The following is a 12,131-nucleotide window of genomic DNA, read 5'->3' on the forward strand; positions in this document are numbered from 1 at the left end:
CGCTCCCGGACTCTGTTCGGTCGAGCCGCGCCCTGGCACTTGTGCTGGGGCGTTTCGTCTTTCCCGGCCCCTTCTGAGCGGTCCTCATCACCCGGAAGGAGGCCGACGCTCATGGCAAGGCCCGACAAGGCTGCCGCGGTAGCCGAGCTGACGGACCAGTTCCGCAGCTCGAACGCCGCCGTGCTGACCGAGTACCGGGGTCTCACCGTGGCACAGCTCAAGGAGCTGCGCCGTTCGCTCGGTGAGAACGCCCAGTACGCCGTGGTGAAGAACACGCTGACCAAGATTGCGGCCAACGAGGCCGGGATCGACACGCTGGACGACCTGTTCTCGGGTCCGACGGCGGTTGCCTTCGTCACCGGTGACCCGGTGGAGTCGGCGAAGGGTCTTCGTGACTTCGCCAAGGACAACCCCAACCTCATCATCAAGGGCGGTGTCCTTGACGGTAAGGCGCTGTCCGCCGATGAGATCAAGAAGCTCGCGGACCTCGAGTCCCGCGAGGTTCTGCTCTCCAAGCTGGCCGGTGCCTTCAAGGGCAAGCAGACTCAGGCTGCGCAGCTCTTCCAGGCACTGCCGTCGAAGTTCGTCCGCACCGCGGAAGCGCTTCGCGTCAAGAAGGAAGAGCAGGGCGGTGCCGGTACTCCGGCTCCCGCCGAGGCCGCCGAGTAATTTCGCTCAGCGGTCCAGCGGGCTCCACGTACGCCCGCCGACACATACATCCGGCACCTGCCGAATAGTGGAAGGACGCCTATCATGGCGAAGCTGTCCCAGGACGACCTGCTCGAGCAGTTCGAAGGCATGACCCTCATCGAGCTCTCCGAGTTCGTCAAGGCCTTCGAGGAGAAGTTCGACGTCACCGCCGCCGCGGCCGTCGCCGTCGCCGGCCCCGCCGCTGGTGGCGCCCCGGCCGAGGCCGAGGCCGAGCAGGACGAGTTCGACGTCATCCTCACCGGTGCCGGCGAGAAGAAGATCCAGGTCATCAAGGTCGTGCGTGAGCTGACCTCGCTGGGTCTCAAGGAGGCCAAGGACCTCGTCGACGGCACCCCGAAGCCGGTCCTCGAGAAGGTCGCCAAGGAGGCCGCCGAGAAGGCTGCCGAGTCCCTCAAGGCCGCCGGCGCTTCCGTCGAGGTCAAGTAACACCTCGGGAGTCCTCCGGACTCCCTGGGCGCCGTCAGGCACCCGCGCCAAGGGCGATCACCCATTCGGGTGGTCGCCCTTCGGCGTGCCCGTGGCGGGTGCCTTGCTCTTCCGCCGACGACGAGTAGGGTGATCTTCGCCGTGCGCCTCTCGCGGGCCCCTCAGGGGCGTCCTGCGGGCACCCCGGGGGCGGCCGGTGAAGGCTCCCGGAGGTCCGATCGGACCGGCGGGCCTTGACGAACCGGACGCGGCGCGCAATTCTCAGGACGCGTCATCACTTCGATCCGTATCCGAGGCATGGATCGAGAGTGAAGAGGGCAGTAAAGAAGAGCGCACCCCGCGCGAGGGCTAGGGCTAGACATAGGTGTTGAGAACAGCTGTTGAGAGCAACGTGGGTCTCTGAGAACCCCGACTGGACATCAGTGTGCCGCTTGGCTACACTGACCCTTTGCGCTGCCTGTTAGCTGCCTCCTGCCCGTCACCAGGGGCATGCCCACGCTGAAGCACCGATGGCCGACCCCCTCCGACCTGGTCGTTTTACGACCGATTCGGAACGGTCTGTCTATGTGTCCAGAGTGGGACCGGTACGCGCGTAGTGAGTCCGAGCCCTCGGAAGGACCCCCTCTTGGCCGCCTCGCGCAACGCCTCGACCGCGAATACGAACAACGGTGCCAGCACCGCCCCGCTGCGCATCTCCTTTGCAAAGATCAAGGAGCCCCTCGAGGTTCCGAACCTCCTCGCGCTGCAGACCGAGAGCTTCGACTGGCTCCTGGGCAACGCCGCCTGGAAGGCTCGCGTCGAGGCTGCTCTGGACAGTGGACAAGACGTCCCCACCAAGTCCGGCCTGGAGGAGATCTTCGAGGAGATCTCACCGATCGAGGACTTCTCCGGGTCGATGTCGCTTACGTTCCGCGACCACCGCTTCGAGCCCCCGAAGAACTCGATCGACGAGTGCAAGGAGCGCGACTTCACGTTCGCCGCGCCGCTCTTCGTCACGGCCGAGTTCACCAACAACGAGACCGGCGAGATCAAGTCCCAGACGGTCTTCATGGGCGACTTCCCGCTCATGACCAACAAGGGCACCTTCGTCATCAACGGCACCGAGCGTGTCGTCGTGTCGCAGCTGGTCCGCTCGCCGGGTGTCTACTTCGACTCCTCCATCGACAAGACGTCCGACAAGGACATCTTCTCCGCCAAGATCATCCCCTCCCGGGGCGCCTGGCTGGAGATGGAGATCGACAAGCGCGACATGGTCGGTGTCCGCATCGACCGCAAGCGCAAGCAGTCCGTCACCGTCCTCCTGAAGGCGCTCGGCTGGAGCACCGAGCAGATCCTGGAGGAGTTCGGCGAGTACGAGTCGATGCGCGCCACCCTGGAGAAGGACCACACCCAGGGACAGGACGACGCGCTGCTCGACATCTACCGCAAGCTGCGTCCGGGCGAGCCGCCGACGCGCGAGGCCGCTCAGACGCTGCTCGAGAACCTCTACTTCAACCCGAAGCGCTACGACCTCGCGAAGGTCGGCCGCTACAAGGTGAACAAGAAGCTCGGCGCGGATGAGCCGCTGGACGCCGGGGTGCTCACCTCGGACGACGTCATCGCGACCATCAAGTACCTGGTCAAGCTGCACGCCGGTGAGACCGAGACGACCGGTGAGTCCGGCCGGGAGATCGTCGTCGAGACCGACGACATCGACCACTTCGGCAACCGTCGTCTGCGCAACGTCGGCGAGCTCATCCAGAACCAGGTCCGTACGGGCCTGGCGCGGATGGAGCGCGTCGTCCGTGAGCGCATGACCACGCAGGACGTCGAGGCGATCACGCCGCAGACCCTGATCAACATCCGGCCGGTCGTCGCCTCCATCAAGGAGTTCTTCGGCACCAGCCAGCTGTCGCAGTTCATGGACCAGAACAACCCGCTGTCGGGTCTCACCCACAAGCGCCGCCTGTCGGCTCTTGGCCCGGGTGGTCTCTCCCGTGAGCGGGCCGGCTTCGAGGTCCGCGACGTGCACCCGTCCCATTACGGACGCATGTGCCCGATCGAGACCCCCGAAGGCCCGAACATCGGTCTGATCGGTTCGCTCGCCTCGTACGGCCGCGTCAACGCGTTCGGCTTCATCGAGACGCCGTACCGCAAGGTCGTCGACGGTCAGGTCACCGATGACGTCGACTACATCACGGCCGACGAGGAGGACCGCTACGTCATCGCCCAGGCGAACGCGACCCTCTCCGAGGAGCTGCGCTTCACCGAGCCCCGCGTCCTGGTCCGCCGCCGTGGCGGGGAGGTCGACTACGTGCCCGGCACGGAGGTCGACTACATGGACGTCTCGCCGCGCCAGATGGTGTCCGTCGCCACCGCGATGATCCCCTTCCTGGAGCACGACGACGCCAACCGTGCCCTCATGGGCGCGAACATGATGCGTCAGGCGGTGCCGCTCATCAAGTCGGAGGCGCCGCTCGTCGGCACCGGCATGGAGTACCGCTGCGCCACCGACGCCGGTGACGTCCTCAAGGCGGAGAAGGACGGTGTGGTCCAGGAGGTCTCCGCGGACTACATCACCGTCACGAACGACGACGGCACGTACACCACGTACCGCATCGCCAAGTTCATGCGCTCCAACCAGGGCACCTCGGTCAACCAGAAGGTCGTCGTCTCCGAGGGCGACCGCATCGTGGCCGACCAGGTGCTCGCCGACGGACCGGCCACCGAGAACGGTGAGATGGCCCTCGGCAAGAACCTGCTCGTGGCGTTCATGCCGTGGGAGGGTCACAACTACGAGGACGCGATCATCCTGTCGCAGCGCCTCGTGCAGGACGACGTCCTCTCCTCGATCCACATCGAGGAGCACGAGGTCGACGCCCGTGACACCAAGCTCGGCCCGGAGGAGATCACCCGGGACATCCCGAACGTCTCCGAAGAGGTCCTCGCCGACCTCGACGAGCGCGGCATCATCCGGATCGGTGCCGAGGTCGTCGCCGGCGACATCCTCGTCGGCAAGGTCACGCCCAAGGGCGAGACCGAGCTGACCCCCGAGGAGCGCCTGCTCCGCGCGATCTTCGGTGAGAAGGCGCGCGAGGTGCGCGACACCTCGCTGAAGGTGCCGCACGGTGAGATCGGCAAGGTCATCGGCGTCCGCGTCTTCGACCGCGAAGAGGGCGACGAGCTGCCGCCGGGCGTGAACCAGCTGGTCCGCGTCTACGTCGCGCAGAAGCGCAAGATCACCGATGGTGACAAGCTCGCCGGCCGTCACGGCAACAAGGGCGTCATCTCCAAGATCCTGCCGATCGAGGACATGCCGTTCCTGGAGGACGGCACCCCGGTCGACATCATCCTCAACCCGCTGGGTGTCCCGTCCCGAATGAACCCGGGACAGGTCCTGGAGATCCACCTAGGCTGGCTCGCCAGCCGCGGCTGGGACGTCTCCGGCCTCGGTGACGAGTGGGCCCAGCGCCTGCAGGCCATCGGCGCCGACCAGGTCGCCCCCGGCACCAACGTCGCCACGCCCGTCTTCGACGGTGCGCGCGAGGACGAGATCACCGGCCTCTTCCAGGCCACGATCCCCAACCGCGACGGCGACCGCCTGGTCCAGCCCTCCGGCAAGGCCCAGCTCTACGACGGCCGCTCCGGCGAGCCGTTCCCGGACCCGGTCTCGGTCGGGTTCATGTACATCCTCAAGCTGCACCACCTGGTCGACGACAAGCTGCACGCGCGTTCGACCGGTCCGTACTCCATGATCACCCAGCAGCCGCTGGGTGGTAAGGCGCAGTTCGGTGGTCAGCGCTTCGGTGAGATGGAGGTGTGGGCCCTTGAGGCTTACGGCGCCGCGTACGCCCTCCAGGAGCTCCTGACGATCAAGTCCGACGACGTGACCGGCCGCGTGAAGGTCTACGAGGCCATCGTCAAGGGCGAGAACATCCCCGAGCCCGGCATTCCCGAGTCCTTCAAGGTGCTCATCAAGGAAATGCAGTCGCTCTGCCTCAACGTGGAGGTGCTGTCCTCGGACGGCATGTCCATCGAAATGCGCGACACGGACGAGGACGTCTTCCGCGCGGCGGAGGAACTCGGTATCGACCTGTCCCGGCGCGAGCCGAGCAGCGTCGAAGAGGTCTGACGGGCCGGTCGGCCGCCTCATCCCGAGGCGGCCGGCCCTCCCCGGACCCGTTCAGACCATTGATTGAGACGAGACCCCGAAAGAGGGATTGACGACAAGTGCTCGACGTCAACTTCTTCGACGAGCTGCGGATCGGCCTTGCCACCGCGGACGACATCCGGACCTGGTCGCACGGCGAAGTGAAGAAGCCGGAGACCATCAACTACCGCACGCTCAAGCCCGAGAAGGACGGACTCTTCTGCGAGAAGATCTTCGGTCCGACCCGGGACTGGGAGTGCTACTGCGGCAAGTACAAGCGTGTCCGCTTCAAGGGCATCATCTGTGAGCGCTGCGGCGTCGAGGTCACTCGCGCCAAGGTGCGTCGTGAGCGGATGGGCCACATCGAGCTTGCCGCTCCCGTCACCCACATCTGGTACTTCAAGGGCGTTCCCTCGCGCCTCGGATACCTGCTGGACCTCGCGCCGAAGGACCTGGAAAAGGTCATCTACTTCGCCGCGTACATGATCACGTTCGTGGACGAGGAGCGTCGTACCCGCGACCTGCCGTCCCTGGAGGCACACGTCTCCGTCGAGCGCCAGCAGACCGAGAACCGCCGCGACTCCGACCTGGAGGCCCGCGCCAAGAAGCTCGAGACCGACCTGGCCGAGCTGGAGGCCGAGGGCGCCAAGGCGGACGTGCGCCGCAAGGTGCGCGAAGGCGCCGAGCGTGAGATGAAGCAGCTGCGCGACCGTGCGCAGCGCGAGATCGACCGCCTCGACGAGGTGTGGAGCCGCTTCAAGAACCTCAAGGTCCAGGACCTGGAGGGCGACGAGCTGCTCTACCGCGAGCTGCGTGACCGCTTCGGCACGTACTTCGACGGCTGCATGGGCGCCGCGGCGCTCCAGAAGCGCCTGGAGTCCTTCGACCTCGACGAGGAGGCCGAGCGCCTCCGCGAGATCATCCGCACCGGCAAGGGCCAGAAGAAGACCCGTGCGCTCAAGCGCCTCAAGGTCGTCTCCGCGTTCCTGCAGACCAGCAACAAGCCCAAGGGCATGGTGCTCGACTGCGTGCCGGTCATCCCGCCGGACCTGCGTCCGATGGTGCAGCTGGACGGTGGCCGCTTCGCGACCTCCGACCTGAACGACCTGTACCGCCGTGTGATCAACCGCAACAACCGCCTCAAGCGTCTCCTTGACCTCGGTGCCCCCGAGATCATCGTGAACAACGAGAAGCGGATGCTGCAGGAGGCCGTCGACGCGCTGTTCGACAACGGCCGCCGCGGTCGCCCGGTCACCGGTCCCGGCAACCGTCCCCTGAAGTCCCTGAGCGACATGCTCAAGGGCAAGCAGGGCCGTTTCCGTCAGAACCTCCTCGGCAAGCGCGTGGACTACTCCGCGCGTTCCGTGATCGTCGTCGGTCCGCAGCTCAAGCTGCACCAGTGCGGTCTGCCGAAGGCGATGGCGCTGGAGCTCTTCAAGCCGTTCGTGATGAAGCGCCTGGTGGACCTGAACCACGCGCAGAACATCAAGTCGGCCAAGCGCATGGTCGAGCGTGGCCGCACCGTCGTGTACGACGTCCTCGAAGAGGTCATCGCCGAGCACCCGGTGCTGCTGAACCGTGCGCCCACCCTGCACCGCCTGGGCATCCAGGCCTTCGAGCCGCAGCTGGTCGAGGGCAAGGCCATCCAGATCCACCCGCTCGTCTGCACCGCGTTCAACGCGGACTTCGACGGTGACCAGATGGCCGTGCACCTGCCGCTCTCCGCGGAGGCGCAGGCCGAGGCCCGCATCCTGATGCTGTCCTCGAACAACATCCTGAAGCCGGCCGACGGTCGTCCCGTCACCATGCCGACCCAGGACATGGTGCTGGGTCTCTTCTTCCTCACCACGGACGAAGAGGGCCGCAACGTCAAGGGCACGGACCGCGCGTTCGGCTCCACGGCCGAGGCCACCATGGCCTTCGACGCCCGCGAGCTGTCGCTCCAGGCGAAGGTGGACATCCGCTTCCCGGTCGGCACCATGCCGCCGCGTGGCTGGGTGCCGCCGGTCGCCGAGGAGGGTGAGCCGGAGTACCAGCCCGGCGACACCTTCCGGCTGCGGACCAGCCTGGGCCGTGCGCTCTTCAACGAGCTGCTGCCCGAGGACTACCCGTTCGTCGACTACTCGGTGGGCAAGAAGCAGCTCTCCGAGATCGTCAACGACCTGGCCGAGCGCTACCCCAAGGTCATCGTGGCGGCGACGCTCGACAACCTGAAGGCGGCGGGCTTCCACTGGGCGACCCGTTCGGGCGTCACCGTGGCCATCTCCGACGTCGTCGTGCCCGAGGCCAAGAAGGCCATCGTCAAGGGGTACGAGGAGCAGGACGAGAAGGTCCAGAAGCAGTACGAGCGCGGTCTCATCACCAAGGACGAGCGCACGCAGGAGCTCATCGCGATCTGGACCAAGGCGACCAACGAGGTTGCCGAGGCGATGAACGCGAACTTCCCGAAGACGAACCCCATCTTCATGATGGTCGACTCGGGCGCCCGAGGAAACATGATGCAGATGCGTCAGATCGCGGGTATGCGTGGTCTGGTGTCGAACGCCAAGAACGAGACGATTCCCCGTCCCATCAAGGCGTCCTTCCGTGAGGGCCTCACCGTTCTGGAGTACTTCATCTCCACGCACGGTGCCCGTAAGGGTCTGGCGGACACCGCCCTGCGTACCGCCGACTCGGGTTACCTGACCCGTCGTCTGGTGGACGTCTCGCAGGACGTGATCATCCGCGAGGAGGACTGCGGCACCGACCGCGGCCTCAAGCTGAAGATCGCGGTCAAGGGCGCCGACGGCGTGCTCCGCAAGACGGAGGACGTCGAGACCTCGGTCTACGCCCGCATGCTCGCCGAGGACGTCGTGGTGGACGGCAAGGTCATCGCGCCTGCCAACGTCGACCTCGGTGACGTCCTGATCGACGCCCTGGTGGGCGCCGGCGTCGAGGAGGTCAAGACCCGCTCGGTCCTGACCTGTGAGTCCGCGGTCGGCACCTGTGCCTTCTGCTACGGACGCTCGCTCGCCACCGGCAAGCTGGTCGACATCGGTGAGGCGGTCGGCATCATCGCCGCCCAGTCCATCGGTGAGCCCGGCACCCAGCTGACGATGCGTACCTTCCACACCGGTGGTGTGGCCGGTGACGACATCACCCAGGGTCTGCCCCGAGTCGTCGAGCTCTTCGAAGCCCGTACGCCCAAGGGTGTCGCCCCGATCTCCGAGGCCAAGGGCCGCGTGCGGATCGAGGAGACCGAGAAGACCAAGAAGCTCGTCGTCACCCCGGACGACGGCAGCGACGAGACGGCGTTCCCGATCTCGAAGCGTGCCCGTCTGCTCGTGGGCGAGGGCGACCCGGTCGAGGTGGGCCAGAAGCTCACCGTCGGTGCGACCAACCCGCACGACGTGCTGCGCATCCTCGGCCAGCGTGCGGTCCAGGTCCACCTGGTCGGCGAAGTCCAGAAGGTCTACAACTCGCAGGGCGTGTCGATCCACGACAAGCACATCGAGATCATCATCCGGCAGATGCTCCGCCGCGTGACGATCATCGAGTCCGGCGACGCGGAGCTGCTTCCGGGCGAGCTGGTCGAGCGGTCGAAGTTCGAGACCGAGAACCGTCGTGTGGTCACCGAGGGCGGTCACCCCGCCTCCGGCCGTCCGCAGCTGATGGGTATCACCAAGGCCTCGCTCGCCACCGAGTCGTGGCTGTCGGCGGCGTCCTTCCAGGAGACGACCAGGGTCCTCACCGACGCGGCGATCAACGCCAAGTCGGACTCCCTGATCGGCCTCAAGGAGAACGTCATCATCGGTAAGCTCATCCCGGCCGGTACGGGCCTGTCCCGCTACCGCAACATCCGGGTCGAGCCGACCGAGGAGGCCAAGGCCGCGATGTACTCGGCCGTCGGCTACGACGACATCGACTACTCGCCGTTCGGCACCGGCTCCGGCCAGGCCGTCCCGCTGGAGGACTACGACTACGGTCCGTACAACCAGTAAGCGAGCGGCTTGATACGACCGAAGGGCGGTCACCCCGAGTGGGTGGCCGCCCTTCGGCGTTCTCGGACCGGGGGTCCTACGGAACGCCCAGCTCGAAGATGACGTAGTGCGCGTACCAGCCGGAGGCGAGCGCGGCCGTGGTGAAGAAGACCGCCAGGCTCGGGAGCTTCAGCCGGGCCAGGGCCGCGGCCGGGGCAAGGAGCAGCGGGAAGGCCGGCAGCAGATAGCGCATGGTGTTGCCGAACATCTGCTGGGTGCCGAGGACCGTGATGATCGTGGCCAGCGTGTAGGCGACCAGGACCAGCGGGGGCTTCTTGCGCAGCATCAGGGCGATGAGGAAGGGCAGCGCAAGGACCAGCTGGACGGAGAGCAGGTCCGGCGTGGAGAACGCGAAGACGTAGTCGCCCTTGCCCACCGCGAGGTTGCGCAGCACGTCCAGGGTGTAGGCGCCGTAGTCGAAGAAGTGCGCCCAGCCCTCGCGCTGGAGGGTGAAGTAGGCGGTGGCCTCGCCGGTGCTGTAGCCGACCCAGGCGATGTAGGAGAGCAGGCCCAGGGGCGCCACGACCATGGCGTAGACCGGGCCCCGTATCCCGTGTTCGCGGCGGGACGCCGGGCGGGCCAGCGTCACCAGGGCGGCGAGGCCCACGGCGCCGATGAGGACGGCGGAGGTGGGGCGGTTCAGGCCCGCGGTGAAGGCGAGGAGGCCGGCCGCGACCCAGTGCTTGGTCATCACGGCGTAGCAGGCCCAGGCGGCGATGGCGACGAAGAGGGACTCGGAGTAGACCGCCCACTCGACTCCGGCGCCGGGGGCCACGGCCCACAGGCCGGCCGCGACGGTGCCGGCGCGGGCCCCGGCGACCAGGCGCACCACGGCGAAGATGCCCGCCGCCGCGACGAAGGAGAAGACGACGGAGACGAGGATGCCCGAGCCGTACAGGCCGAGGCCCGTGGTCTCCGAGACCATGCGGATCAGCGCCGGGTAGAGCGGGAAGAAGGCGACCGAGTTCTGCTGGACGGTGAACAGCCCGTCGCCGCCGAGCCGCACCAGGGAGGGGCTGTAGCCGTGCTCGGCGACCTGGAGGTACCACCAGCCGTCCCAGGTGCCCAGGACGTCCCACCAGTGGGCGCCGCCGCCGAAGCGCGGGTTCTTGCCCTTGTAGTCCCCGGCGTACTCCAGCAGGGAGGCGAAGACCGCGAGGCCGACCAGCTTGGTGACGCCGTACAGGGCGAGCGCGGGCAGGTACGGGCGGGCGCCGTCCGGGAGGGTGGGCAGCCGGGTCCACCGGTCCCGTGGCGGGCGCTTAGTGCGGGAGTCGTCGGGCGGCCCGTCCGGGGCGCCGCGCGACCCGTCGGTCACGGTGTCGTCGGCAGCCGTGTCCATGGCTGTCATCCCCCTCGGTCCGCCCTCAAGCGTCAATTGCTGCCATAAGATCGCACAAGAGTCGCACATCTGTGCTCAGTGTTCGGGGGAGGGGAGGCGCGGTGCCCGAGGAACCGGACGCGGAACGGCGCGAGACGGTCGTGCTGTCGGTCGTCATCCCGATGTACAACGAGGAAGAGGTCCTGCCCGCGCTGGTCAGCAGGTTGCGGCCGGTCCTGGACGGGCTGGGCGCGGCCCACGAGGTCGTCGCCGTGGACGACGGCAGCACGGACCGTACGGCGGAGCTGCTGGCGGCGTTCCGGCTGGGCTGGCCGGAGCTGCGGGTGGTGGCGCTGCGGCGCAATTCCGGCCACCAGGCGGCGCTGACCGCCGGCCTGGACCGGGCGGTGGGTTCCTTCGTGGTCAGCCTCGACGCGGACCTCCAGGACCCGCCGGAGAAGATCCCCGAGATGCTGGCGCTGGCCCGCGGCGAGGGCCTGGACATCGTCTACGGGGTCCGCGTCGACCGCAGCAGCGACACCGGTTTCAAGCGCTGGACGGCCGGCGTCTACTACCGGCTGATGCGGCGCCTGGCGGGCCCCTCGGTCACCGCGCAGGCCGGGGACTTCCGGCTGCTCAGCCGCGCCGCCGTGGACGCCCTGAAGGCGCTGCCGGACCAGCAGCGGGTCTACCGCCTCCTCGTGCCCTGGCTGGGCTTCCCCAGCGGGCAGGTGACGTACGAGCGCGCCCCGCGCGTCGCCGGCCGCACCAAGTACCCGCTGGGCCGGATGATCCGCCTCGCGGTCGACAGCGTCACCGGCTTCTCCGCGGCCCCGCTGCGCATCGCCACCTGGCTGGGCGCCGGTGCCTTCGTGGTCTGCCTGGGCCTGCTGGTCTACACCCTGACCGCCTTCGCGCTGGGCCGTACGGTGCCCGGGTGGACGTCGCTGTTCACCGGCATCGTGTTCATCGGGGCCGTGCAGCTGATCTGCGTGGGTCTGCTCGGGGAGTATGTCGGCCGCATCTACACGGCCTTGCAGAACCGCCCTACGTACTTCGTCCGGCACGACACCGCGGCGCCCGGGGCGCCCGCGGCGGGGGACGCCGGCGAGGGGGCGGGGAGCGAGGCGCGGGTCCCTGCTCCGAGGGCCTGAGATCCCGAGCCGGACGCCGGAGCCGACCGGGCGGAAAGGCGCATTCCGGGCGCCGCTGTCGGTCCCGCCCATTTGTTTTGACCGCAGCGAGTGCGGTAGGTACGCTCAGACCTTGTGCCTGGGGTGTGCCCTGGCCTCCGCGCGTGTCTACAGCCGCAGCGGAGGTCGTGACCGGCCACCGCAATCCGCGCTGTTCTTCCGCCTTGCGGCAGGGGTTCGCGGCTTCGACACACCCGACCGCGTGGGTCGGTGACGTTCCAGGTTAGCTTCACCATTCGGCACACAGAAACCGGAGAAGTAGTGCCTACGATCCAGCAGCTGGTCCGCAAGGGCCGGCAGGACAAGGTCGAGAAGAACAAGACGCCCGCGCT

At 67.6% G+C, this 12,131-nt stretch carries 6 protein-coding genes and 1 pseudogene; 6 read left to right on the plus strand and 1 reads right to left on the minus strand.

Annotated features, from left to right (window positions below):
• Positions 1 to 111: 111 nt before the first annotated feature.
• From rplJ to ACH4KB_RS10785, 4 genes are all read left to right on the plus strand, one after another.
• Positions 112 to 669 (plus strand): 50S ribosomal protein L10, encoded by a 558-nt coding sequence (rplJ, locus tag ACH4KB_RS10770; RefSeq protein WP_398065598.1) that lies wholly within the window; start codon positions 112 to 114, stop codon positions 667 to 669.
• Positions 670 to 753: 84 nt separating this feature from the next.
• Positions 754 to 1,137 carry a 50S ribosomal protein L7/L12 gene (gene rplL / locus ACH4KB_RS10775; protein WP_398065600.1) on the plus strand — a complete coding sequence of 128 codons (384 nt, stop codon included), beginning with the start codon at positions 754 to 756 and terminating at the stop codon, positions 1,135 to 1,137.
• 625 nt (positions 1,138 to 1,762) lie between these two features.
• Positions 1,763 to 5,248 (plus strand): DNA-directed RNA polymerase subunit beta, encoded by a 3,486-nt coding sequence (gene rpoB, locus ACH4KB_RS10780; protein ID WP_398065601.1) that lies wholly within the window; start codon positions 1,763 to 1,765, stop codon positions 5,246 to 5,248.
• A 98-nt stretch (positions 5,249 to 5,346) separates the two neighbouring features.
• On the plus strand, positions 5,347 to 9,246 hold the full coding sequence (locus ACH4KB_RS10785; protein WP_371625334.1) for a DNA-directed RNA polymerase subunit beta': 3,900 nt from the start codon (positions 5,347 to 5,349) through the stop codon (positions 9,244 to 9,246).
• A 76-nt stretch (positions 9,247 to 9,322) separates the two neighbouring features.
• On the opposite strand, the gene ACH4KB_RS10790 is transcribed toward ACH4KB_RS10785, so the two are convergent.
• Positions 9,323 to 10,627 carry a hypothetical protein gene (locus tag ACH4KB_RS10790; RefSeq protein ID WP_398009894.1) on the minus strand — a complete coding sequence of 435 codons (1,305 nt, stop codon included), beginning with the start codon at positions 10,625 to 10,627 and terminating at the stop codon, positions 9,323 to 9,325.
• 101 nt (positions 10,628 to 10,728) lie between these two features.
• On the opposite strand from ACH4KB_RS10790, the gene ACH4KB_RS10795 reads away from it, so the two are divergent.
• Both ACH4KB_RS10795 and ACH4KB_RS10800 read left to right on the plus strand, forming a co-directional pair.
• Positions 10,729 to 11,760: a glycosyltransferase family 2 protein gene (locus ACH4KB_RS10795; protein ID WP_398065602.1), complete on the plus strand. Its 1,032-nt coding sequence runs from the start codon at positions 10,729 to 10,731 to the stop codon at positions 11,758 to 11,760.
• Between the two features lie 300 nt (positions 11,761 to 12,060).
• Positions 12,061 to 12,131: pseudogene (locus ACH4KB_RS10800) on the plus strand (30S ribosomal protein S12); the annotation flags it as partial.

The organism is Streptomyces sp. NPDC017520, assembly GCF_044329855.1.
In the GTDB taxonomy this organism is placed as follows: domain Bacteria; phylum Actinomycetota; class Actinomycetes; order Streptomycetales; family Streptomycetaceae; genus Streptomyces.

Coding starts and splice junctions, on each gene's coding strand:
- rplJ (WP_398065598.1), top strand. CDS start 112: ATGGCAAGGCCCGACAAGGCTGCCGCGGTAGCCGAGCTGACGGACCAG.
- rplL (WP_398065600.1), top strand. CDS start 754: ATGGCGAAGCTGTCCCAGGACGACCTGCTCGAGCAGTTCGAAGGCATG.
- ACH4KB_RS10790 (WP_398009894.1), bottom strand. CDS start 10,627: ATGGACACGGCTGCCGACGACACCGTGACCGACGGGTCGCGCGGCGCC.